At 58.7% G+C, this 24,641-nt stretch carries 19 protein-coding genes and 5 pseudogenes; 10 read left to right on the forward strand and 14 right to left on the reverse strand.

The genetic code is table 11. The features are described from left to right. The first annotated feature begins 736 nt into the window (after nt 1–736). The 4 genes from EN807_RS36915 (at nt 737) to EN807_RS30230 (ending at nt 2,851) form a co-directional block, all read left to right on the forward strand. Entirely contained in the window at nt 737–1,015 is a 279-nt protein-coding gene (locus tag EN807_RS36915) for a TolC family protein (protein WP_246684449.1), read from the forward strand. A gap of 376 nt (nt 1,016–1,391) precedes the next feature. Further along, a complete protein-coding gene (locus EN807_RS30220; RefSeq protein WP_128176745.1) occupies nt 1,392–1,862 on the forward strand; it encodes a MucR family transcriptional regulator in 471 nt (156 codons plus the stop codon). A gap of 342 nt (nt 1,863–2,204) precedes the next feature. Then, on the forward strand, nt 2,205–2,390 hold the full coding sequence (locus EN807_RS30225; RefSeq protein ID WP_127211805.1) for a hypothetical protein: 186 nt from the start codon (nt 2,205–2,207) through the stop codon (nt 2,388–2,390). A gap of 245 nt (nt 2,391–2,635) precedes the next feature. Next, a complete protein-coding gene (locus EN807_RS30230) occupies nt 2,636–2,851 on the forward strand; it encodes a hypothetical protein (protein ID WP_128176729.1) in 216 nt (71 codons plus the stop codon). A 590-nt stretch (nt 2,852–3,441) separates the two neighbouring features. Here EN807_RS30230 and EN807_RS30235 read toward each other — a convergent pair. Together EN807_RS30235 and nifA are read right to left on the reverse strand one after the other, a co-directional pair. Further along, a complete protein-coding gene (locus EN807_RS30235) occupies nt 3,442–4,005 on the reverse strand; it encodes a sugar O-acetyltransferase (protein ID WP_127211807.1) in 564 nt (187 codons plus the stop codon). 319 nt (nt 4,006–4,324) lie between these two features. Beyond that, nucleotides 4,325–5,392, reverse strand: a pseudogene (nifA, locus tag EN807_RS30240) (nif-specific transcriptional activator NifA); the annotation flags it as partial. 1,566 nt (nt 5,393–6,958) lie between these two features. Between nifA and EN807_RS30245 the strand changes: the two are divergent. After that, nucleotides 6,959–7,876 carry a LysR family transcriptional regulator gene (locus tag EN807_RS30245; RefSeq protein WP_128176747.1) on the forward strand — a complete coding sequence of 306 codons (918 nt, stop codon included), beginning with the start codon at nt 6,959–6,961 and terminating at the stop codon, nt 7,874–7,876. A 48-nt stretch (nt 7,877–7,924) separates the two neighbouring features. Here EN807_RS30245 and EN807_RS30250 read toward each other — a convergent pair whose 3' ends face one another. The 12 genes and pseudogenes from EN807_RS30250 to EN807_RS30305 form a co-directional block, all read right to left on the reverse strand. Beyond that, nucleotides 7,925–8,728: a TIM barrel protein gene (locus tag EN807_RS30250; protein ID WP_127211546.1), complete on the reverse strand. Its 804-nt coding sequence runs from the start codon at nt 8,726–8,728 to the stop codon at nt 7,925–7,927. A gap of 163 nt (nt 8,729–8,891) precedes the next feature. After that, nucleotides 8,892–9,953, reverse strand: coding sequence for a LacI family DNA-binding transcriptional regulator (locus EN807_RS30255; protein WP_127211545.1), 1,062 nt, complete (start codon nt 9,951–9,953; stop codon nt 8,892–8,894). 294 nt (nt 9,954–10,247) lie between these two features. Beyond that, complete coding sequence (locus tag EN807_RS30260) at nt 10,248–11,531, reverse strand: dicarboxylate/amino acid:cation symporter (RefSeq protein WP_128248104.1); 1,284 nt, start codon at nt 11,529–11,531, stop codon at nt 10,248–10,250. A gap of 390 nt (nt 11,532–11,921) precedes the next feature. Further along, nucleotides 11,922–12,677, reverse strand: a complete 756-nt coding sequence (locus EN807_RS30265) for a sulfotransferase domain-containing protein (RefSeq protein ID WP_127210727.1) — start codon at nt 12,675–12,677, stop codon at nt 11,922–11,924. A 275-nt stretch (nt 12,678–12,952) separates the two neighbouring features. Further along, nucleotides 12,953–13,741 (reverse strand): ABC transporter permease, encoded by a 789-nt coding sequence (locus EN807_RS30270; protein WP_135937774.1) that lies wholly within the window; start codon nt 13,739–13,741, stop codon nt 12,953–12,955. 3 nt (nt 13,742–13,744) lie between these two features. Beyond that, the gene (gene nodI / locus EN807_RS30275) at nt 13,745–14,653 is read right to left on the reverse strand and encodes a nodulation factor ABC transporter ATP-binding protein NodI (RefSeq protein WP_127210725.1); all 909 of its coding nucleotides are present in this window, start codon (nt 14,651–14,653) and stop codon (nt 13,745–13,747) included. Nucleotides 14,654–14,917: 264 nt separating this feature from the next. Continuing rightward, nucleotides 14,918–16,243 (reverse strand): chitooligosaccharide synthase NodC, encoded by a 1,326-nt coding sequence (gene nodC / locus EN807_RS30280; RefSeq protein ID WP_127210724.1) that lies wholly within the window; start codon nt 16,241–16,243, stop codon nt 14,918–14,920. Nucleotides 16,244–16,258: 15 nt separating this feature from the next. Next, the gene (nodB, locus tag EN807_RS30285) at nt 16,259–16,915 is read right to left on the reverse strand and encodes a chitooligosaccharide deacetylase NodB (RefSeq protein WP_135937775.1); all 657 of its coding nucleotides are present in this window, start codon (nt 16,913–16,915) and stop codon (nt 16,259–16,261) included. Beyond that, nucleotides 16,912–17,502 (reverse strand): NodA family N-acyltransferase, encoded by a 591-nt coding sequence (locus EN807_RS30290; RefSeq protein ID WP_127211607.1) that lies wholly within the window; start codon nt 17,500–17,502, stop codon nt 16,912–16,914. Before EN807_RS30290 ends, nodB begins: the two co-directional genes overlap by 4 nt. A gap of 872 nt (nt 17,503–18,374) precedes the next feature. Next, a complete protein-coding gene (locus EN807_RS30295) occupies nt 18,375–19,583 on the reverse strand; it encodes a beta-ketoacyl-[acyl-carrier-protein] synthase family protein (RefSeq protein WP_135937776.1) in 1,209 nt (402 codons plus the stop codon). Further along, nucleotides 19,584–19,865 carry an acyl carrier protein gene (locus EN807_RS30300; protein ID WP_127211608.1) on the reverse strand — a complete coding sequence of 94 codons (282 nt, stop codon included), beginning with the start codon at nt 19,863–19,865 and terminating at the stop codon, nt 19,584–19,586. A gap of 150 nt (nt 19,866–20,015) precedes the next feature. Further along, nucleotides 20,016–20,228: pseudogene (locus EN807_RS30305) on the reverse strand (acyltransferase); the annotation flags it as partial. Nucleotides 20,229–21,395: 1,167 nt separating this feature from the next. Between EN807_RS30305 and EN807_RS30310 the strand changes: the two are divergent. The 5 genes and pseudogenes from EN807_RS30310 to EN807_RS30330 all read left to right on the forward strand — a co-directional run. Continuing rightward, nucleotides 21,396–21,869, forward strand: a complete 474-nt coding sequence (locus EN807_RS30310) for a transposase (RefSeq protein ID WP_127211605.1) — start codon at nt 21,396–21,398, stop codon at nt 21,867–21,869. 502 nt (nt 21,870–22,371) lie between these two features. Continuing rightward, nucleotides 22,372–22,581 carry a cold-shock protein gene (locus EN807_RS30315; protein WP_128178077.1) on the forward strand — a complete coding sequence of 70 codons (210 nt, stop codon included), beginning with the start codon at nt 22,372–22,374 and terminating at the stop codon, nt 22,579–22,581. Nucleotides 22,582–22,585: 4 nt separating this feature from the next. Then, nucleotides 22,586–23,103 (forward strand): annotated as a pseudogene (locus tag EN807_RS30320) (transposase); the annotation flags it as partial. Nucleotides 23,104–23,604: 501 nt separating this feature from the next. After that, nucleotides 23,605–23,922 (forward strand): annotated as a pseudogene (locus EN807_RS30325) (3-oxoacyl-[acyl-carrier-protein] synthase III C-terminal domain-containing protein); the annotation flags it as partial. Between the two features lie 356 nt (nt 23,923–24,278). Next, a pseudogene (locus tag EN807_RS30330) lies at nt 24,279–24,641 on the forward strand (MFS transporter); the annotation flags it as partial.

Below are 24,641 nucleotides of genomic sequence, written 5' to 3' on the forward strand. Positions count from 1 at the left end.
GCCTTCGTGGTTGCCCGCGAGATACGCTCTCCCTTGCCCGTCACCGTCTCGCAATGCGGCGAGCCACCTGGCTTAAAGGGGTCGACCGAGCGCGCGATGCAGTAGCATGAATACGTAACGCAGCGACAGACCCGCGCGCGGTGTCGATGATCAACTGGCGCTCTTGCGAGACGAAATGATTTTCGCAGCCACAGCCGGATCGTGTTGCGCTTGTGCTGGCCGTCCCTGCCATTAGAGCACGGTGATAGTAGCTGGATCTATTCTGGAGGCATCAATGGTGTGGATGCCCTCGATCCAAACAATCGACTGTTGAATTCGTCCGCGTGACGAAATTAGCTGCGGCAATCCGACTTCCGAAGCCTACAGGCGCAAAACCAACAGCGTGAGCGCTGCGGACCCGGAGGCAGGCTGCAAAGTGCAATCACCAGCGCTGATACGCGGCAAGTGACGAATGTATCGCTCGGGCGACTCCCGTGTGGTGCACGGTTGCCCGCGAGGTGATGTGTAGCAGCTTGGCGCCCGCATGGCAGTCAAGCTTTAGCGTTCACGAAAGCAGAAATGATTTGAGACCAAGCAAAAGACCGGTTTTTTTAGGCTGTATCGCTATATTCGAGCGGCGCCTCGGCCAAAACCGTTTTGAGCGCCCTGTCGAAGGCCACCAGTATAATTCTTCGCTGAATTCGTCTCGCGCCAAGGTTCGCGTCACCGCCGAGAGCGTGGCCATCGCCAAGTCGGGGTGGCGCCCGACCATCAAGGGTCCGCGAGCGTTGATGACTCAAGCAGCCACCTCAATGAGAGGAATGATGACGCGCGTTTGACTTCCGGCAAGTATCGAGTCGAGATCAATCAGACGCTGTTAGACGGTTTTCAGGCGAAGAACAGCGTCGCCGCAGCCAAATCGCAAGTCAAGGCTTCTGTCGAAAGCCTGCGCAACACCGAAAGTAACATCCTGTTCAACGCAGCCCAAGCCTATATGGATGTCGTTCGCGATCCGCTGCCCGCGCACAGGTTCTGATGAGCGCTGCGACTTATCGCCAAATCATCTGCGATGAGCCGGGCAAACTCAGGCCCGCTGCGGTCTTAGCGAAACTGCTGCCCTTGAGCCACGATACGGCAATCGCGATCGCGTCGGCCAGGCATCCAGCCATCCTCGCGACTCAGTATCTGGTTGATGCAGCGGCGTTTTCGGTCAAATCGGCAGAAGGCGGCAGGCGCGACCGCTCCCATAATGCAATACGCTGCCTCTAGGCCGATGGACGATGACGGGATGCGTCCCCGAGACTTCAATGGTGGAGGAGCAGCGCACCCGTCGATCCATTTGCTTTCAGCAGCAACCGCCACTATGTAGCGACACTTCGCCCGACTGTGTTTCAAGCTGCCCGGAGAAGTTTATGACAGAAGAAGCCTACAACACCGACATCCTCATCGAGCTCACTGCCGATGTTGTGTCAGCCTACGTCTCCAACAACCCCGTCCCGGCGGGGGAGCTTCCTGCCCTGATCGCCCAAGTGCACGGGGCTCTAAAAGGCACAGCCGGGCTCATACCGGCAGAAGAGCCCGTGCCTGTGAAAAAACCTGCTGTCCCGATCAAAAAGTCGATCGAACCGGACTACATCATTAGCCTTGAAGACGGCAAGAAATTCAAATCGCTAAAGCGCCATCTGGCGACGCACTATGGTCTGACCCCGGACGAATATCGCGCCAAATGGGGTCTGCCGTCGGATTATCCCATGGTCGCGCCGAATTACGCCGCTACGCGCTCCGCCTTGGCCAAGACCATGGGACTCGGCCGCAAACCGAAAGAGCCGGAAGCCCCGGCGCCGGCGCCGGCGAAACGGACCCGCAAGAAGGTCGCAGCCTAAATCCGTATCAACAGTCGTTCGGGAGCGCAGCAGCCGTAGGCCAATCTGCGCGGAATCAAAGGGCGGGGACGAGCCCCGCCTTTCCCATCTAAGGGCCTCATTCCCAGAGGAATTCGCGACGGCTCCAGCAATTGCTGCCGCGGCAGTACCGGGTTGCATGCTGCGGCCGGGGCTTCGAGCCGGTCAGTTCGTCCGGAGTGTGTCGCATCCTTCCCGAGTCTTGCCCGGACGCATTGCCCCATCAAAACCTGGGATCAAACAGCTATCCAGCATTTCCGTTGCGGCGCTGGAAAGCGTTGCACGCGACGTCGCCAATGAACCGGGACTGACGCTGGACGACTGGTGCCGCGCCTCGGCCTTCCTCGCCCGCTCGACGAGGCCGTGGAAAAGCTGTGGGGTTTTGCCTCGGACAAGGCAAGACATATTCGGGAGGGACAGCAACTCGGCGATGACGAGGCAGAGCTGGTTGTCAGCGTCGCCTGCGCTGTTTCGATCTTCCTGGTCCATCGCACGCAGCAGGTGCGCTGAACGCTCGCCAAATCCTATTCCCAGCAGCGGGAACAGCGACAAAGGTTATTGATTTCGACGCCTGGTCGAGACACGACCGCCGACTTAAACGATCCCCCAAGCACGATGACGCCCCCTGCCGCCACTTCCTGTAAGGGGAACGCCGCAGTTCGGTTCCCGCCATCGCGGACGAGCGAAGTCGCTACATTGGTGTCGGCAGTGAATGGGACGCTGATATACGCTCTGCCATCCGGTTGAGCTATTGCATGCACGCCACACACCCGGATGAGGGCGAACGCAGTCCGGCCCAGCACCAACATGTCGTCATGGGTTTCCCACGCGCCGCGTCGGTTCCACAGCAGGCGCATTTGCGATACGAGTTCCCCGATCGCGGCTACGAAGATAGGATCGGCGGCCTGCAATTCGGCGGCAACGTCACATTCTTCGTCCGAAGTGCCATCGAGATGGCCGAACAGGTATGACGCTATCCGTAGCGGCTCCAGAGCCGCTCCGCCCACTTCCTGCAAAACGCGCTCGACATCTCTATGGGTCCGGTATGAACGGATGGCCTCGCGGGCATGCGTACGCGCATCGTTCAGGCGGGAAGTCAGGTTCTCTCGGAAGCGCTGTTCCTCGTTCCGCGCGAGACGCGACAAACGGCGTATTCACACCAGAAGGCTTCGGCGAATTGGCGCTCGAGGAGGCGGACGTACCCCGCAGGCGTCTGGTCGAGCAGGATGCCAGGAAATTGTCGTTCCCGGGCGGCATTCTCTTCCACATGCGCGCATTCATGCGCGACAATGCGAGGGCTACCCGGAAGTCCTCCATATTGCGCTCGTCCGCCGCCGCGGCTCGACTCGTCGGGGTAGAATGCTAATGGCAGCACAACGAAGGCGCTGGGGCGGGACTTGAGCACGCTGCTGCGCATTAGGCGTATGATTTCGCGACCCGTGGAAAATGAACCGAAGCGGCCCGAGCCGACCGCGACAAAATATGCAACGCTCAACTGCTTCGACAAGAAATTCGGCACAGTTCGACAGCCCGCAGACACCTCCACGATCAAGGAGGTTGATTATGCCTGTTTATTTGGGTTGGCCACACGAGCAGGAATTCCCACTACCTTTGCCCCGGCGGGAACATCTCGCGTGACCACGCTGCCAGCGCCCACGACCGCATTATCGCCAATCGTGACGCCAGGCAGAATGATTGCTCCACCGCCGATCCAGACACGGCTGCCAATGCGGACAGGACGCCCGACCTGCAGGCCGGCCTGCCGCTGCTCGGGATCATGTGGATGATCGGCGGTATAAATCTGCACGGCAGGCCCAATTGCCGTTCCTTGCCCGATCGTGACCTCTACCACGTCAAGAATAACGCAGTTGAAGTTGATGTAGGCATTGGCGCCAATGCGGATATTGAATCCGTAGTCGCAAAAAAAGGGCGGACGGATGACCGTTCCGCGCCCAACCTCTCCTAGCCGCTCGGACAAAAGCTCATGCCAATGCCCCGGGGTCTGGCCTAGCGTATCATTGTACCGTTTGATCCAAGCCCCGGTGGCCAACAGGTCAGCTTGGATCTCCGGATCCGCCGCATTGTAAAACTCGCCTGCGAGCATCTTTTCTTTTTGGCTGCGCATATAGTCTCCCGTCAGGTCGTGTTCCGTGCAGTAATGCAGGAACGCACATCAAACTGCCTCGGCCACTTTGTAACTCGGTTTGCCGGCGCGCGGTCACGAAACGGGGCGATAGTCTCGTCGCGACCAGTGCGACGTTGGAGATATCGCAGATCAACCGGTCGCAGGCGCCATTACCTGACCAAGTCGGCAACTGTCCAGCGGTCGAACTCACTTTCCTGCCCATCTCAGATTGGCGCGCGATATCGAGCGGTAAGCGACCGGCGTATGTAGCGACCAGTTCCTGCCCTGCGGACATCCAACTCTCGCTCGGCGGTTTGTTTCAGAGACGCTTGATCTTGACGCCGTATTTCCTCAGCACGTAGCCAATCTGGCGCGGAGTCAAACCAAGCAGGCGCGCCGCCTTTGCCTGCACCCAGCCACACTTTTCCATTGCTGCAATGACCGTATCGGCATCGGGCACCCTCCGACCATTCAAGTGGGCTGCCGCGGCAGGCCCTACCGGCGCTTGCCCGCTGCCGACGGGCGGGACGGCAACGGCGGCCGAAGCCTCGGTCGATGGCGTCGGCTCCGGCTGTTGCGCGATCTTACACGGTCCGTCCTTCCAAAGCGCCTTAGCGAAGCATTGACCGACGCAACAGGCAAGGTGAGTTCTGAGGATTGATGGACCCGTCGCCAGAACCGCTGTCCGGTGAACGCAGTTTTCGAGCTCTCGGATGTTGCCTGGAAAATCGCAGTTCATAAGCGCCTCAATCGCTTCGGGAGTGAAGGTCAGCGTGCGATCATTCTCAGCATTGAAATTTTTGAGAAACTCAGCGGCCAAGAGCGGAATATCACCTCGTCTTTCGCGCAATGCCGGCACGCGCAAAGGGACGACGTTGATGCGATAATAGAGGTCCTCCCGGAACTCATTGGATCGAACCGCCTTTTCCAAGTCCCTGTTCGTTGCGGTGATCACGCGAACATCGACTTTAATGGTGTGGTTGCTCCCGAGACGCTCAAACTCCTGCTCCTGCAGGACACGCAGTAGCTTAGCCTGGAACGAGGCCGATATTTCGCCAATCTCGTCCAGAAACAATGTGCCTTTATCGGCAGCCTCAAAGCGCCCCTTGCGTGAATTGAATGCGCTGGTGAAGGCACCCTTCTCATGACCGAACAATTCAGATTCCAGAAGCGTCTCGGTGAGCGCCGCGCAATTGACCTTGATGAAGGGCTGCTTGGCACGGGGCGAGAGCTCGTGAATGGCCTTGGCAACCAGCTCCTTCCCGGTTCCGGATTCACCTCGCACCAGGACCGTAGTCTTCGTCTTGGCCACCTTGCCGATCTCCTCACGCAGCTTGCGCAGCGCCGGACTGTCGCCAATCATCTCCTTGATAACTTTCTTACGCTCCATTTGGCAGCCCGTCCCACTCCGCCATCCGCCGACAGAACTTCACGGAACGGTGAGCTACGTTGCATTTCATCATTGTCACCCTCCGATCTCGCGCCTTCGTTGCCTCGAAGCTTTCCGGCGCGCGGACGCCCTCGGCAAATGGCAATGGCGCCTGAGCCATCGTTGCCTATCACCAGGACGAGCGCCTTCTTCTCCTCGTCGGGCGCCCGCAATATGCGGGCTTGTTTGCGCAGGCCTTTACTCGACCGGTCGCCGTTCTGTCCGGCCTCTGCCGCACCGCAACCTGCAAACCCATCGTTGACGCAAGAGAGGGAGGGTAGTCAATCGAGCTCTCCTTGCATTTGTGCGAGGAAAATTGTCAGCTTGATAGAGTTCTATCAAAACGGGAGAAACGCCCCGCCCACAATTTGGCTGTACCTGCGGCGTTCAGCGTACGTGACGACATGTGCGGACTTGCCCCAATTGCCATCCGAGTTGTGCGGAAACAGTAGCCGCTGCGCTGCTCGCTTCAACAGCGTGATGCCGCTGCCAGTAGAGGCGGCGGCTCGTCGAGCGAGGCTGCTTCTGCCCATGCAAGATTCCAGAGCATTGATAAAATCGTTTGTTTCAATGAAAGGCATCCACACTTTGGATAGTTGACCACGCGTTTCAAAGGTCGTGAACTAACATCTCCTCGTTGAACTCGACGCGCTCCCGACAGAGCGCAACCTCATGGGCGCGGCATGCAGGATCAACCGGGCCCAGCCGGTCATGAGTGCGGCCAGCGCTCGGCTGCTCGATTATTTGCGCGACGAGCTCGCGACCATGGCCGCGGACGTATTCAAAATTAACGCTGCGTCCGAAAGCTCTTGCCCTCCAGTTCGCGACGCTCTCCTGCCCATCCAGTGCTCGTTTATTTCGTCGGATAGTTGACCCGGCTCTACCCAATCGCCGCTTCAGGATCATTCTTTCCGATTTCGTCACGCTCGTATTTCTGCCGCGTCCTACACCGATTGGGCCTGAACAAACTGAGCGGCTTGGAACCCGAACCCGTGCGTCGTGACCGGGAGCATCCGGGCGAACTCATCCGCTCGGGGGCATCGCAGGACGTCATGCCGGATGAGCGCAAGACGAGTGCCGGTGCCTTCGTGGAGGCCGCCGTAGCCCTTATGCCAAGCTGGGCACCCGGGTCGAGCGCGTAATGACCGACAATTGCTTCTGCTACAGTCAAACGCTTTCCGGGCCACCTGCAAAGTCTTCACCCGGCCGTAAACGCCCAAGCCAACGACAAGGCTAGGCGCTTCGTTCAGACAGGCTTGCGCCAATGGGCTTAGGCCGAGCCTACAACAGCTCTCAAGAACGCTGCCGAACTGCTGCATTGGCTTCGCCGATAGAATTGGCACAGGCCTCACGGCAGCCTGCACACTACCGTACGATTGCTCGCTTCGGCAGATCACGCCGTTGACATGTCGGACCTTAACGTCATCCATCGTAAACTTTTTGCGACAAAAGATTGCAAGAAGGTTATATTGTTAAAGTCGTTTGTTTCAGTTAAAGGCATCCATCCGATGGATGGCTGATGACATGCGTTTCAAAGGGCTTGATCTAAATCTCCTCGTTGTGCTCGACGCACTGCTGACGGAGCGTAATCTCTCGGCGGCGGCACGCAGGATCAACCTGAGTCAGCCCGCCATGAGTGCGGCCGTCGCCCGACTGCGCGATTATTTCCGCGATGAACTATTTACGATAAGAGGCCGCGAACGTTTTCTAACTCCGCGTGCGGCAGCATTTGCCCCTGCAGTTCGCGACGCTCTCCAGCACATCCAGTGCTCGATTATTTCTTCGGATCCGTTTAACCCAGCTCGATCCGATCGCCTCTTCAGGATCATTCTTTCCGATTTCGTCACGCTCGTGTTTTTCGAAAAGCTTGTGGAGCGTATTTCACGGGAAGCCCCCGCCGTCAGCTTCGAACTGCTGCCTGTCGACGATAGCCCCGATGAGCTTCTCCGGCGCGGTGACGTCGATTTTCTAATTCTACCGGATATGTTCACGTCGAGTGTGCATTCAAGCGTTGCGCTGTTTGACGAGAAGCTCGTGTGCGTAGGCTGTCCGACAAACAAGCAGCTGCCACAGCAGCTTACATTCGAGAGATACATGTCGATGAGGCACGTCGCGGTCAGGTTCGGGCGTACGATGAAGCCGTCTATCGAGGAATGGTTTTTGCTTGAGCATGGCCTTAAGAGACGTGTCGAGGTCGCCGTGCAGGGCTTCAGCATGATCCCACCTATGGTGTCCGGCACAGCTCGTATAGCGACCATGCCCTTGCGGCTGGTCAGGCATTTCGAAAAAACGTTCCCCCTGCGGGTCATCGAACTTCCGCTGCCATTTCCCACATTCACCGAGACCCTCCAATGGCCGGCCCTCCACAATAGCGATCCGGCAAGCATCTGGATGCGGGAGATAATGATGCAGGAGGCATCTCGGATGGCTGCCCCGCTGTGAACCCACGGAAAATTCAGGCGCACCTATATTCACTACTCCTGTCACCATCTACTCTGACGACAATAGCCCTCGCTGGATAAAGTCGATGCTGGCGGCAAGTGCGCCTGCGAGATCGTCCAGAGAATGGACTTCCTCGACCAGCTCGAACGAGAAAGGTCCCGCGTAGCCGCCATCCAGCAGCGCCTGAATCTGGCTGCCATTGTCGGAACCTCCAAGAAAGCGATCGGGGTAAATCCAGAAGGTCGGGTCATTTACGCTTGAAATGTGCACCAGGCCAGTAAGCTCGCAGAACAGGCATGTCTCCCCGGCCAGGGTGTGGTGGAACGTGTCGTGCACGAGGCGAAAGACGGACTGGCCATCAACCGCGGCAACGGCCTCGGCCGCTTCCTTCTTTGATCGAAGCGAGCAGGTTCGGAAACCCAGCGGCTCGATGAGACCGATCAGACCCCGCGACTGGAGGATTGGCTTGATCTCGTTTAGAGCGAAACGAAGATTGTCCTGGCGCTCGCCATTGGCGGGCCACGAGCTGCGGTTGGCCGGCACCAGCACGAGCGTCTCCGCCCCGCACGCCGTCGCATAATCGGCGAGGTTGCTTGCCTCGGCCTGACGCGTTGGAGTCCAGTCGTCGAAGCGCTGCAAGGCGTTGACAGAGATGATCGTGACGCCCGCTTCGGTAGCGGCAAACCGGACGTCCGCAGCCGGAATGCCGCGTGCGACAGGATTGCTGAAATGAGGGTAACGGATTTGGACGTCGGTCAGGCCTTGGTCACGGGCAAGCGCGAAAAGCGCACTGACGTCAAGGCGGGGCGCCGCCATGTGATCGAGTTCAAAGCGGGGCGATACCTGGCGCATTGCTTGACTTTCCTTCCATGAAGCGCGGCCGCCATATCGGCATCCGGCTTCTTTCAAGACGGAACCACGCCGGTTCACAGATCGGACAGAGACCGCCTAGTCAATCGAGCTTTCCTTTCATCGGTGAAAGAAACTGGGCGCTCATGATAGAAATCCATCAAGCTCAAACATTTTCTGGAAGATAGATGTCGAACGGCAGAAATGTCTGCCCCGGGCTCTCCGCGACGCCGGCTTTGATGGCCCGCTCCATTGCCATTATCAGCTCCTGGCAAAGTCGGCGCATTGGCGTGCCGACCGCCATCGTCAAGATGTCATCCGCAAGCGCCCCACGTGACTGCGGCGTGATTTCACTCACGATCGCGACGAGATCCTGACCGCTCCCCTCTTCTCGGAGCGCGGAAATTGCCCCCTCTATCCCCCCGCCGGCCATATAGAAGCCGACGAGCTCTGGTTCCCGGTGCATAAGATCCAGCAATTTTTCGTAAGTGAGCTGCCGTTTATCAAGGTTCACGAGCGTATCAAGCACCTCGAATTTTGGCGCGTTCTCACGAAAATACGAACGAAAGGCGATTTCCCGGAGCGCATGGGCCTGGAAACGGTGGCTTCCGACAAACACCGCCACCTTGCCGGGCCGTTTTGCGGCCTTGGAAAACACCCAAGCGGCAGTCCGTCCGACCTTGCGGTTGTTGAGGCCGATATAGCCCTCGCGCACGCCGTCGGCGAAGTCAGACAGCAGCGAAAAAACCGGGATACCTTTCGCTTTGAGCTCCTCGACTGATGCTGTGATCTTCGGGTGATCGGCCGCCACCATGGCGATCGCCTGGCAGCGGCTTCCAAGGTCCTTAAGAAGCGGGAGCAGGTCACGCGGCAAATGTGACTGCGCGAACTCGATGACCGGAAGGCCGTGAAAGGATTGGGCCAAACTGACCGACGCTTCGATCTCGCGAGCGAAATCTTGGTAAAAATGGTGGGCAGGTTTTCTCAAGATGAAGCCCAGCTTGTAGTGCGGCAGGTGCTGCTGCAAGCGCTGTTTGATGAGGCCGGCAGCATGATAGCCGATCGCGTGCGCGGCCGCATGGACCCGCCGGGCGGTCTCCTCCCGCACCGGAAGGCGTACGTTCAGAACCCGATCGACTGTTGCCACGCTGACTCCGGCTTCGCGGGCTAGATCGGCAATTGTGACGCGCTTGCCGCTGGCGATTCTGATCGGCCGGTTCTCCGTCATCCGGTGCGCCCCGGCGACGGCTTGGGGCGGCAAGGTGAAGTAATTCCCACACCCCGCGCTCGACAGTGGATTCGACGAACAGCGCTCCAAGTGCAACCAGATGCGTATCCGTGAACCGTTCGTTTGCTTAGGTCGTCCATATTGTTTGTATTACTCACCGCGTTAGTGCTTTTATTTCCCGCTGAGCACTCTTTGGAGCCTGGCGATTCGATTGTTGTGGCCAAACCCCTCGATACAGGTGGCGCTGCTGCAACCTTGGTCGGCGGGGTGGCCAGTTTGAAATCGCGGAAAGCCCTAACCGCGGAAGGCGGCTTCCATCCGCGACTGGTCCAATTCGCCTTCCCAGCGGGCGACAACGAGCGATGCCACCGCGTTGCCGACTAAATTCGTCAGCGCGCGGCATTCCGACATGAAGCGGTCCACGCCGAGTATTAGAGCCATTCCAGCAACGGGAACACTCGGTACGACAGAGAGCGTAGCGGCCAAAGTGATGAAGCCAGCGCCGGTGACGCCTGCCGCACCCTTCGAGGAAAGCATCGCAATCAGTAGCAGGAGGATCTGGTCGCCAATTGACAAATCAGTGTTCGTCGCCTGGGCGATGAAGAGGGCCGCGAGCGTCATGTAGATATTGGTACCGTCCAGATTGAATGAATATCCAGTCGGGATGACGAGACCCACGACCGAACGCGTGGCGCCGGCCTTCTCCATCTTCTCCATGAGCGAGGGCAGCGCGGCCTCCGAGGAGGACGTTGCCAGGACAAGCAGCAGCTCGTCCTTGATATAGCGGACCAGAGAAAAGATCGAGAAGCCGTTGTAGCGGCAGACCGCGCCGAGAACCCCGAACACGAAGAGGAAGGCGGTGAGATAGAAGGTTCCGACCAGCATCGCGAGATTAGCCACCGAACCGATTCCATATTTGCCGATCGTGAAGGCCATTGCGCCGAAGGCGCCGATCGGTGCGGCCCTCATCAGGATGCCGACGAGCTTGAAAATGGGGGCGGTAAGCGCCTGGAGAAAGGAAACGACCGGTTTCCCCGTCTCTCCGGCCGTCGCCAGAGCGATGCCGAACAGGACCGAGAAGAACAGGACTTGCAGGATGTCGCCGTCCGCGAAGGCACCGGGAATGGTTGACGGGATGATGTTCATCAGGAAACCGGTCACGGACTGCTCGTGGGCCTTGGCCACAAAGCCCTTCACGGCCTGGAGATCGAGCGAAGCCGGATCGATGTTGAGGCCAGCGCCAGGCTGAACGACATTTGCGACGATAAGTCCGACGACAAGTGCGAGCGTTGAGAAGGTGACGAAATAGATCATCGCCTTGCCGGCAACGCGGCCGACCTTGTGAAGATCGTTCGCGGCGATGCCGGTCGCAATGGTCAGGAAGACGACAGGTGCGATGATCATCTTCACGACCTTGATGAAAGCATCGCCGAGCGGCTTCAGGCTCTCGCCGGTCTCCGGATAGAAATAGCCAATTGCAGCCCCCAGGGCGATGCCGGCAAGCACCTGTACGTAGGCGTGGGCAAAAAGGGGCTTGCGAGGCGCTGCGTTCGCGCGGCGGATTTTTGGAACCAACACCGTTTCTCTCCCAGACCGGCTCGGGGGTCTCCCTTCCCAGCTTCTCCCGTCGCGGCGCTCCGGTCGGGCGCTGCTGTCATCTCGGCGCAAGCGCCGTGCCAACTGGGAGACCTGTCCCAGCCAGCGAGGTTGGTGCGGGTTTCGCACTGGCTGCCTTCTACCGTTGGCGGAATCTCGCAGCCAAGGCTCGCCAATGGGCGGGTACTGACAAAGTGCTTCGGTAGTAGAGGAGAATTGACTAGGCTGCCTTGCGACATCCCCTTTGATTTTTGCTGCAGATCGGCTGCCCGCCGATATCTCTGGCGCCTTGGTGCGCCCCTGGTTTTGTCGTCTTTGCGACAGAATGCGTAGCATACCCTACACAACCATCAGAGCACGCGGGACACGCGATTAAGTGGACGAGCGCCTGGAATTTCCGAGGTCAAAAAATCTTGAATAAGGTCCGCGTGCGAAGTGAATCCGCAACTCATCAAAATTCTGCACCGTTTGGTCCAGCGGGCGCGTTTCCTGGCGCTGCAGGATGGCGTGATCTGATGGCGGACGCGCTGGAACGCCTAGGAAATCCCAAACCGTTCCCAAGCATCGGGCGGGTTCGTGAAGAAGGCTCTCGTATTCCACTACAAGCAGGTTGCTCAACGTGAAGGAGTGCGCGACGCGAGTGTGAAAATCGTCGGCGGCTTTGAAGTAAGCCTCGCAGTCAGCGATTGACAATCTGACGCTCGGCGGCCGAGCGGCATCCGAACTGAACTTTAGCCATTGACCGCTTTGCCTCGCCTGCACAAAGGATCGGAGCGATTCCAACATGTTTCTGCGAATTACGAGGATGACCTTGAGTGCTGGCCAACGAGCCAGTTCAGCAAAAAATGCCGGACGTTCGTGAAACTGAGGTTCATTGATCTTGCAGCCAAGGTGCGTCACATTCTTGACGTCCCGCATGGGGCAGCGCAAATAGGCAAGCTCGAGAAGCTCGCGATCGGTGCGTAGCAGGCGATCCTTGCCGGGCCAATTGGGATCGTATTCGTTGAGCAACTCACCGTTACTCAGTACGGTCGGATGCTCGTTTATCAATTCTTCTAAATAGTGCGTGCCGGTTCTTGGCATAGCAAGAATCACAAAAGGCTCAGGCGTTGGTACGTTGTGGGTCATTGCATATGTTTCCAATTAAAATAATGGCGCGACGGTTTAGGGGACGCCCAGCACAAGAAGCCTGGCTGCTATATCTTGAGACGCGACGGATAGATCCGCGCTCCACGCCACTGGACCGCAGCTTGAGGTTTGGTCGCGAAGATGGGCGGCGCCTCAGCTTCGGTGTTGCTGTACCACTCACGATTCCTAGGCCAAGCACGCTTGCCTCCAGGCCGCCGTGGCCAGTTCGCGATGCAGCATTGCGGACCTCCTTCTCGTGCTGGTCGTAAGTAGCGTCAACGCATCAGGCGTCGACGAAACAGTCCAGCCGACAGGAAAAACGGCAATACCGCGTATATGCAAAGTGCGCCGATATGCAGCCCGACATTGTCGCCCACGCGGCCAAGCATCACCGGACGAATTAGGTCGATAGAATTCGCCAGCGGCGAGAAAGCCGCTACCTGCTGAAAGGCGCCTGGCAATTGGCTGACTGGAAAAACCGCGCCTGACAGGAACAGCATGGGTGTGATGACCAGCGTCTGATAGAATATAAAATAGTGGTAACTAGGCGCGAGCGCGATGACGACCATCGCCAGGCTCGCAAAGGCGAACCCGGTGAGAGCGATGACCGGCAGCACGTAGAGAACGGACGTCCACGCGGCATAGCTCAGCGTGGCGGCAACAACAGTAATTGCCGTACCGGCCAGAAAGGCCTTGGTGGCTGCCCACGCCAATTCACCGAGAATGATGTCGCCGAGGGTAAGTTGTGTATGCAGGATTGCTTCCCAAGTGCCCTGATCGCGCATGCGACCGAAAACCGCGTAAGTTGTTTCGAAGGTCGATGCGGTCATCGCGCTTGTCGCGACCATGCCGGCTGCCAAAAATGCAATGTAGGAGGCACCTTCAACGCGGCCTACCAAAAGTCCAAGGCCAGTGCCGAGCCCGAAAAGGTAAATTATAGGATCGGCAAGGGTACCGAGAATTGAAGCAAATGCGACCTTCTTCCATGCCATATGGTTGCGGCGCCATACCGCGATCCAGTTCCACGCGTTGGCGGGTAGAGCCGCTGTAAAACCTTCACCCATTGTTCACTTCTCCATCTCACGTCCGGTTAGCCGCAAGAAAACGTCCTCCAGACTAGGTGGTCGTTCCAGAAGACGCAGACCCGCGCGACCGCGAAGCTGGACACGCACCTGCTCCGGATCAGGCGCATAGCAAAAGAGCGTCTCGCCGCTTACCTCGATACGCTGAACGTACGGCCTGATCAGCGAAATCAGCTCCTGTGGATTGCCGCCGAAGATCTCGATCACGTTGCACCCAATGTACTCGTCGATCAGCGCATGAGGACTGCCCTCGGCGATCTTGCGTCCCCGCTCGAGAACACACAGCCGATCACAAAGCCGCTCAGCCTCTTCCATGAAATGGGTGGTCAAAATGATCGTTTTTCCGCTCGCCAGCAGGAAACGAAGTCGCTCCCAGATCAGATGGCGGGCATGCGGGTCGAGGCCGGTCGTGGGCTCATCCATCACAAGCAACTGGGGGTCGTTGATCAGAGCACGTGCCAGCGTCAGGCGCCGCTTCATCCCGCCGGATAGCAGGCCGACACGTGAATCCGCCTTGCTCTCAAGGCGAGCGAACTCGAGGAGCCGTGGGATGACGGCGTTGATCTCTCTTGTACTCATGCCGAAGTAGCGCCCGAACACCAACAGGTTCTCACGTACCGTAAATTCCAGGTCGAGATTGTCGAACTGCGGGACCACGCCTATGCCCTTGCGGGCCAAGCGGCTGCGTGCCGGCAAACCGAGGACTGTTATATCACCCGCGTCAGGCCGGGTCATACCGAGGAGCATACGCGCAATCGTGCTCTTGCCTGCGCCGTTCGGCCCCAGCAGACCGAAGCACTCTCCCGATGCAACGGTGAAGGACAGCCCGTCCACAACGAGCTTGTTTCCGAATAATTTGGTTACGCCGGTAAGGTCGATTGCTACATTGGACATGCGTTTATCTCAAGCGGAATGAGTCCGATTGGCCACCGGCAGCTTACTTACGAATTCTGGTTCAGAGCAGGCCACCGCCTTGAGATGGCACCTTTGGAAAGTCGCGGCCGGAGCGACGCGTGTATCGCTTCCGCCAAAGAATTAACGTCAAGATGCCACGTGTCGCTTCCAGATAGTTCCCGTTCTGACCATAGGTGTAACTCGACAAGCTTCACCACGTGTCGACTGACACAACTTACTCGGTCACTCGGCGCTGCAGGGCCGTCAGACTTCACCAGCCGTGAGCGAAAGATCTGCAGTATGAAGTGACTCCGCAATTCCAGAATCGTCCGCAGCATTTGCTCCGGCAAGCGGCATTGCGCTTGTGATTTCCTTTTTGTTCCTGTTGGGCAGGGGAACACTTTTACGCGACAGCCAATCGCTATTGCTCAATGTACACAAGGCGTAAGCCTTCAAGGGGATCAACAGGAATATCCTGATGAACGCGTGCATTGAATAGCCGATGAATCGAAGCTGCCGAGTCCGGAAAGATAGCACCGTAGATCTGATTGTGGTCATGGTGACAATAGCCAGCACCGTCCACCAATTTACTGTATGTAAAACTAGTAGCTCACCGAGCGCCGTTACTACCGCGATGCCGAGCAACAATGGGCCGAGATTCTCTCCCATCACATCCAACGTTAGATAGCGATCCAGGCCACGCAGTAGACCTCGCGCAAGCATCGTGTCCCGAAAAGTGCTCCGTGCCCAGCGGAGTTGTTGGCGCAAATAAGGTCCCAGCTTGTCCGGAACGACTGTCGCCGCGACGGCACCTGGAACGTACTCGGTTCGAAAGCCTGCTTTCAGCATGAGGATCGTAAGATGACGGTCTTCACCGAAGTCGCTTGGTTTCCCCCTGAACAGCTGCGTCTCGTATTGATCCAGCAGAGAAAGGAGACAAGACCGGCGGTACATTGCACATGGGCCGCAGCAGCACATGACCGCACCAAAGCGACCTTGCGCCGCGCGCTCCTCATTGCAAGCCAGCCAGTATTCCATATCGATCAACCGGGTCAACCAAGTGTCGCTGCGGTTGTATGCCGTCAGCTGGCCCATGGCCGCTCCGACCATGGGATCCCGCATTTTTACTGCAAGCTTCGTGATGACTTCGGACGCAAGTATCGTGTCAGAGTCGACGCTGAGCACGAAATCTCCAGATGAGCGGCGGATGGCGGCGATCTGCGCCTTGCGTTTGCCAACATTCTCGCGGAGCAGAATGAAATTGAACCTCGGGTCGCCCTCGTAGGCGTGGTGTACCGGGATGACGGCATTACGATTTCCAGAACCGTCGTCAACCACATAGACCTGAAATGTTCCGGCGTAATCTTGATTTGCAATGGAAGCTAAACACGCCGCGAGTGTGCGCGGGTCCTCATTGTAGCAGGGGATAATGACATCCACGCTCGGCCAACGGTCGGATCCGAACAAGCTTTCCGACGGCGGCGTAACATTTTCCGGTTGGGAGTAGACCGCTTGCATGCCTCTGTAAACAGTTGAGAGCACCGCATAAGACGAAACGGCAACAGTACTGGCTGTGGTGAGAAGGTCCATAGGATCTCTGTTTGTTCAGGGATGTTGAGGAAGTGATCGGATTACAAATCCGCGGCCGTGCAATTCTGGAATGAGGCGTGACAACGCTGTCACCGTCTGGTCGCGCAGACTGGCTTGATTGCCTGGTTGCAATTCGTCGGGAGCGCACCCGTCGTGCAACAGCACGATTGCGCCCGGCCGGATATCGGCGAGCACTCTGTCGACGATGGCGTCAACGCCGGGGCGAGACCAGTCGCGTGGATCAATGGACCAATGGACGGGCGCCAATGCCGCACCCGCTGATGCAGCGATTACTTCTTCGGTCCAGATGCCATACGGTGCACGAAAGTACCGAACCATGGCCTGCGGGCAAGCCATCCCGATGACTCTGTTTGCCTCAACTATCTGGCGGTCGACTTCGACGGGCCCGCATTTAGCCAGGTCCGGATGAGTCATTGTGTGGTTGGCTATACCGTGCCCGTCTGTAATAATTCGGCGAACGAGTTCCGGCTCATCGGCCGCGTAGGCCCCAACAACGAAGAAGGTCGCCGGCACCTGATGTTGCGCCAGCACATTGAGTATCTGCGGTGTGAAAAATGAATTGGGACCGTCGTCAAACGTCAGATAGACGCTGCGCTCTGCAATGCCATCGGCGTCACTCTGCCCTTGGCATATGTAGTCCAGAGGCTTCATAGTTCCGGACCGTTCCGGTCGATCAGGGTACCCGACGGCCACTCGTCCATCGAGCGTCCGATCGGCGAAACCAACACGAGTACGTCTTCCAGGCGTGTGGGCGGCAGGTCGGGATGCACGTCTGGACGGGTCGACCGTACGCGAACGCCCGACACAATGTTGGCGAGGCCGGCTCTGCAGAATCTTTCGACATGGTTTCGCAGCGCGTGCCGAACCGTGCCGAAAGCGAATGGAACACCCATTTGCTGGAGCACGGGGTACGCAACGCGCATTGAAAAACTGATTCCGAGTCCCTCAAGATTCGGACGAACCGCGTACAAGCCCAATTCAGCGACGACCAAATCGACCTCGCCAACCCTGATGAAGCGCCGCAGCATGCCGATGTGAGCCGCTACCCCTTGCGCGTCGTAGCCGATTGCGCGGAATTCCGGCCTCGCGCCGGCCCAACTGCGACCGCCTTCGAATGGCTCTGCGTTAAAGGCGCCAGTCCGTCCATAGGTCTTTCGGAAAAAGTCGGAGAGTTCGACATGGTCGGCCAGTTGCAACTCATTTTCCCAGCACAACTTCCACTCGACATTCGGGCGCATGGAAGACCTCACCTTGTAGCTGTCTGGTTGAGATAAATGTCCAAGCATAATTGGCGTCGTGCGAACGCGGCGTAACTTGTGCAGACCGCCGAAAGACCAAGCCGCAATGCAGATGCGACTGACTTTGTGCGCCCTGCACACCAGATGATGCTCCTCGGAGCCAACGCAACCATCGGAATTACCTTCTTTCCAACTTGAAGCGCTTCTATGGGACCTGCAGCAAAAACGGCAAAATCCTTTGTTTAGATGAAAGGTATCCACGCTTTGGATAGGTGCGCGAATGCGTTCCATATGACTTGTCAATTATCGTCATCACGCTCGAGGCACTTCAAACGAAGCGCAAAGCTCACGCCCGCGGCACGCAGGATCAACTTATCCCTGCCGGTAAGTGCGGTCGTTGCCGGGCCGCGCGATTATCTCCGTAAGAGCCGAGCGGAGCTCAGAAACGACGATTGATCAGCGTCTGATTCGCGGGTTCAGTATCTCTTTCGTGTATCCAGCTCTGGCTGTCCTTTGGTGGGAGTTGGTTTCGCCCAAGTTCTGGGCTTGGGGGCGTCGGCCCGTTTCGCCGCACAGGCTCCTTCGCACATCGTCGAGGCCGAGAAAGAGGGGGGCCACACAGCTCCCCCTGTACTTTCCACCACCCGACACCAGCGCTCACCCAGGGCGCAGGCCTTGCTTACCTCAACGGATAGCGCACTCGCGCCGCTTCACGATTAAAAGAATTCTACAAGCAGATGCCTGTTTGATGGTGAGACTTCCGCCGCCAATTCCGGCATCCCAGAGGCAGCCAATAGCGCTCACTTCACATAGTGGTCCGGCAAGCAGCTAGATACGACAGGTGACCTCAAATGAGGCGTGTTGCATGGCTTCTACACCTGCCTGAATGCCAGAACTGCGTTCGTGCCGCCCATGGCGAAGGCGTTGCTCATGGCGACGCGCACCTTGCGCTCGCGCGGCACATTGGGTGTGATGTCGAGGTCGCAAGCGGGATCTGGCTCGCGATAGTTGGCGGTCGGCGGCACGACGTCCTCTTGGATTGCCATCACGCAGGCGATCATTTCAAGCGCGCTCGCTGCGCCGAGGCAATGCGCGTGCGTGGACTTGGTGGAAGAGATGGACATCGAATAAGCGTGGTCTCCAAACACACGCTTGATCGCCGCCGTTTCAGTCTGATCATTGCTCTTGGTACCGGTGCCGTGCGCGTTGAGGTAGTCGACGTCCTCGGCATTTAGCCCGGCATCGGCAAGGCAGGCGCGCATCGCCGATGCTAGCCCCTCGAGAGATGGCGCGGCAATGTGGAAGGCATCGGCGGAAAGGCCGACGCCGGCGATCTCGGCAAGGATTGTGGCACCGCGCGCCGTGGCATGCTCGTAGCTTTCCAGCACGGCCATGCCCGCACCCTCGCCCAGCACCAGGCCCTTCCTATCGGCGGAGAAGGGCCGGCAGGTATCGGGTGAAAGCACGCGCATTGCTTCCCATGCTTTCAGCACTCCCCATGCAAACGGCGAGTCGCTGCCCCCGGAAACCATTACGTCGGCCCGGCCCAGCTTGATCTGATCCACCGCCGAGGCGATCGCATGGTTGGCCGAGGCACATGCGGAAGTCACCCCGAAGACCGGCCCGCGCAAGCCGAGGCTCAAGCTAAGATGGACGGAAGCGGCGCTGGGCATCACCTTTACTCCAGTGAAGAGTTCAGCACGGATTGCGCTACCCAAAAGCAGTGAGCGGTAAGTTTGTTCTGTTGCGTATGAACCGGTAAATCCGACGCCCACTGTCGCGCCGAAGCGATGGGCATTCCCTTCGTCGCAGGAAAGTCCGGCCTGCCGCATGGCTTCGCGCGCTGCAAGCACGGCGAGCAAGCTGAAGCGGTCCATGGAGATGAGATGCCCCCGGTTAATGTCGTGCTCGGGCAGCGCCTTGATCTCAGCGCCCGTCATGCCATCCAGGTCATGAAGCTCGGAATTGGCGATCGGGCCGATGGCGGAGCGGCCTTCGCGCATCTCTTTCCACATAGAGGTGGCGTCGGTGCCCAGTCCGCACAGGCCGCCCACTCCGGTGATGACGACGCGCCTGTCCATTCAAGCCTCCTTCGCAAGCAAGCCGCGGACGGCGTCCACGACGTCGCCGACATTCTTGAGATTCGACCAGGCATCGGCCGTGTTCATGTCGATCTTGATGCCGTAGGCCTGTTCCACATCCCAGAGAATGTCCGCCAAACCCAGCGAATCGAACCCGAGCGCGTCCAGTTCCGTGGCGATTGTTATCTCGCCGACGAATGACGCAGGCATTCCCTCACCGCTCTCCGACTCGGCGCGTTTCTTGATCAGGGCAATGACGTCCGTTGCGAATTGATCGGCCATTCTGTTTCCTATCTTTCTTCCAGCGTTTCGACTTCGACGCGGCTCAGTTCCTGAGGCGCGCCGCGTCGCGAAATAGCCACCACGCTTGTGCGACTGACAAAGCCCAATGCTCATAAAAGCCGGATCAGGTCCGGCCGGTGTGTGGCGTAGGCGCGGTATGCCGATGTGAGCCGCTACACCGTGCGCGTCGTAGCCGATTGCGCGGGCTTCCGGTCTCGCGCCGGCCCAACTGCGGCCGCTTTCGAATAGCTTTGCGTGGAAGGTTCCCAGTCCGTCCATAGGCTCGGAAGAAGTCGGAGAGTTTGACATGGCCGGTCAGTTGCAACTCCCTTTCCCAGCACTCCACTGCCCGGTAGAGCGCATGAAAGTTCTCCCCTCGGGCAGTTCTTAAGACGCTCGCCACGCCATGAGGCAGTGGGGCATCGGTGTGCGTCAGGTGCTTCTGCCCATGCAGGATTCCAGAACATTGATGAAATCGTTTGTTTAGATGAAAGGCTTCCACACTTTGGATAGTTGACCACGCGTTTCAAAGGTCGTGAACTACATCTCGTCGTTGTGCTCGACGCACTCCCGACAAGTAACCTCATGGGCGCGGCATGCAGGATTAACCGAGCCCAGCCGGTCATGAGTGCGGCCTTGCCGGGTCGGGCGATAGGCAGTCATGCCCTTCCTGCTGGTCAAGCACTCCGGAAATACATTTCCCCCATATATGCTAGATCTTCCGCTGCCTTTTCGCGTCGCAGGCCGTCAAACGCCCGGCCGTTCACAACAGTGATCCGGCAAGTGTTTGGCTGCGCGAGACGATGCTGCAGGGAGTCGTCCTGCATGGCACTTCGCTGTGATGCGGCGGTGCCGTCTAACCGGCGCCTCGTGCTCGAACGCACCGAAGGGCCACCGCGATCAAAATCGATGATACGAGGACCGTTGATCATCACCCCGCCAGCCTAGATCTTGTTTGCGGCCACGAGAGCGACACAGAGACTGCTGGTGAAGATGCCCGCCTGCCCGCTATGTTCCGGATGGCTGACCATCCCGGATGGACCCGTCGAGGGTGTCAAAGGGCGAGCATGAGCACAGGCGCGAACAGTTCACGGGCCCGTGCGACGGTGGCCGCAAAGCAACTTCGCGCCAGCATGCGCTCAGCAGGATCGGCACCATCCTGCCAGGGGGCAATGCGAGTGGCTGGCTAAGCGGCCGGCATCGATGATGAGGACCTGGCGCCGCGCGAGGAGCAAGAGTAGACGGATAGTATGCGCGGGAGTTGCGACCGACCACCTTGTTTCTAAGGCAGACAGAAAGCGGCTCTTACCGGGCGGCTACGCTGTTTCAGAGACTGGGGCGTCGTGCACATCCAGCCGATACTCTATGTTGCGGATTGCGAACCCATTGCATTGCCGCAGTTACTGGCATCATGTTAACGCGTCTGACGGCGACATTGGCGAGCACGGTTTTGTGGCCGCAGTTGACAAAGCCCATAAGTTCTAGATGCTGCGTGCTAGAATAGATCTTTGAACTCGCAGGGAGTTTCTGATGGCCGACCTTAAGGAAACTGAGGCAACCCAGGCAGCAGGCGAGGTGCCCGTGAAGGAACAGACACCTGACATAAAAGCGCCGAAGACGCGGAAGCGGACCGCGCAGCGCGCAGGTGCTATACGAACCAGAGCCGCCAGCTCGGCTCTCCAGGCGTCTTCATCTAAAGCGATCGCTTCGCCTACAGTCCGGGCAGCGCGGAGAAATTACTCTGAGAAAGAGCGTGCCCAGAAGCTCGGCGAGATCGAGAAGCAGATCGGACGGGGAGATAGTATCAAGGCAGCCGTTCAGAACGCTGGAATATCGGAACAGACGTACTATCACTGGAAAAGGGCTGCTGGTCAGACAACACAGAGCGATGAGCTCAAGGATCTTGTGAAGCTTGAAGAAGAGAACGCCCGTCTGAAGAAGCTCCTCGCTGACCGGCTCCGGAAAGAAAACGCCGAGCTCAGGAAAAAGCTCGGGCTTGCTTGAGCCCTTTGCCGCCATAGGCAGAAAGCCCGAGGGTCGACTGACCTGAGCTCCAAGGTGACCTTCCTTTCTGCCTTTTTTGGCACAGCGAACAGTGACTTCGCGTCCCAGCAGCCGATACTGGCGCAACGAGCTGTTTCGACCTGAGACCGGGCAGCCGGCAACTGAAGACGTTCTTGACGAACGCGCCCGGCCGCTCCCGCTTAATGGCCGGTGGTCGGCTCAATCATGTGTACGAGACTGGCAAGTCTCACGCGTAGCACCGGGTTTCCATCGCACGGAGCGATTGAAGAGCGAGGCACCTTTGCAACGCCGCGCCCGTGATCGAAGCCCGCGTCGGTTTCGAGCTCGCTGATAGACTCTGCCTCAGCTTACGGCTGAGAGGTGGAAGGCAAAGGCTAGGGGTTGAGGACGACAATCGTCATTGACGTGCTCAGGGCCATGGCTAGATTGCCTCCGCGCGGGTGGAGATTGCCCGCCTTTACCAAGATGAGGAAATAGGCGCGTGGCTACAGGTACGGTAAAGTGGTTTAATGGGACAAAAGGCTTTGGGTTCATCCAACCCGACTCCGGCGGTGCGGACGTTTTCGTTCATATTTCTGCCGTTGAACGTGCCGGGTTGAGGGCCCTCGCTGATGGCCAAAAGGTCAGCTATGAGGTCGAACAGGACCGGCGCACCGGAAAATCGTCTGCCGGCAATCTCAAGGCGATCTAAGTTGCTGTGGATCGGCGCCACCTACCTGAAGGTGCGCCGCGGCGGCCGCGTCGGTCGCCGTCATCATCGCTGTCGGCGTCAACGCGGACGGCCGGCGCGGTGCTGGGAATGGAGGTCGGCACGTCTGAGGCCGAGCCGATCTGGACGGAGTTCTTGCGCAAGCTGACCCGCCGCGGCCTGCGCGACGTCAAGCTCGTCGTCTCCGATGCCCATGAAGGCATCAAGGCGGCCGTCACCAAGGTGCTGTGCGCGACATGCAGAGGTGCCGCGTCCACTTCATGAGGAACGTGCTGGCCCATGCCGGCAAGAGCGGGCGCCGCGTCGTCTCCGCTCTTCGCCACCGCCTTCGTCCAGGAAACGCCCGAGGCCGCAAGCACGCAATGGCGCGCCGTCGCCGACCAGATCCGGCCGAAGGTACCGAAGCTGGCGACAATCATGGACGACGCCGAGCCCGACGTGCTTGCCTACATGACTTTCCCCAAGGAGCCCCGCGCCAAGCGGCACTCGACGGATGACATCGACAAGCGTGATTTCGCTTTTTCGATTCCTTTGCGTTTCTTTGTTCGGCTTCAGGTGAGCTGTTCTTCGCCGCGATCTACAGGATTTCCCGTGCGAGCGTGTCGAGACGCAGTCAAGGCTGGCCGGTGCGATGGCGGCACGGCCGGCTGCAAGGTTTCCAGGCCACGCCTTGACGGCGTCGAGCACGGCGCCAGTCTAGAGCGGACCGAGGCGTCGGTCGTGCCCGCACATTCCTTATGCTATATTTGTCCCGGCACGGACGACCACGTGGCAAAGAGTGGTGCGAGAGGATGAGAGTGCCCGCCACGCAGCCGTTGTAGACGTTCCTCTTTTGTGGCGTCCGTGCGCCGCTTCGACCCGCGTGGCCGCCAATGCCGAACCATCAGCTCGTAGGCACGCTCGGCATTCTCGGCCGCGGCTTTCTCGCTGTTTCGCAACTCCTTCACGTTGTAGGCGTAAGCCGAACCGCGGCGACCGACACCGCGCTCGCCCGGTGCGCCAGCCTTCGCCAAGCCCGTGGAGATGATGTCTCGCTGCTCGCAGGACGCGCTCTCTGCTGCCCGAATGTAGTCACAAGACATCGATCGGTTCGTGCCACACCAGGCTAATACCCGCATTTTCGATGCCGTCGGGCGCTACATTGGTATCGCCGACGGTGCTGTCGTCAAGACAATCGCCGAATACGGCAACTCTTCCGCCGCGACGATCCCGCTCTCATTGTCGCTCGCCCATCGGGCGCAGGCGTTTCGGCCCGGCGAAAAGATTCTCCTTTCGGCGGCGGGTGCCGGTCTCAGCGGAGGCGCCCTCGTCATTGGAATTTAGCCGTACGACGGCCATGAACAGGATTGGTCACGAATGACATTAGCAAAACCGGCCCAATGCGAAAAATCAGTCGCCGGCAAGCCCCATGGGTGCTGGTTCGGTGACGCGAGAGCGATGACCTTGCCGGCGATTATTTTCGAGCAGGACGATCGGCATGGCTACCTTGCTGGGGCGCGAGGAACTGGTCGGCCGATCTAGCGGAGCGGAGGTGACCGAGCTCATGCACGGCTTCTTCATTGCGATGTTGTCATCCTAAATCGAGAAGTCTGCCCCTACCAATCAATTGATCAACATCGTAACGGCGGTAGTGGCAGCCGTGAATTGAATAACCGGCCCCTCGAAGGCAAGCGATCGTCATGCAGTCCGAAACAAACGCTCATCTGCCCATCTCAGCGACGCTCGCTCCATTTCGAAACCAAGTGTTTTGCTCGATCTGGACGGCCACCCAAATATCCAGCCTCGGGTGGCTCGTGCAAACGGTTGCCATCAGCTGGCTGATGGCAACCATTTCAGCGTCCGATCTGATGGTTGCACTCGTCCAGGCTGCATCCACATTACGGTGTTCTTCCTTTCGATCCTCGCTGGAGCCATCGCCGACAACTTCAGCCGCCGGTGGGTGATGTTTGCGGGACACTGCCTGATAGCATCGGCGTCGACGACGCTGATGATTTCTGTGGGTCTGGGATTTGTCAGTCCTTGGCTGATTCTCGGGTTAGGTT

The organism is Mesorhizobium sp. M5C.F.Ca.ET.164.01.1.1, assembly GCF_004792125.1.
GTDB lineage: Bacteria > Pseudomonadota > Alphaproteobacteria > Rhizobiales > Rhizobiaceae > Mesorhizobium > Mesorhizobium wenxiniae.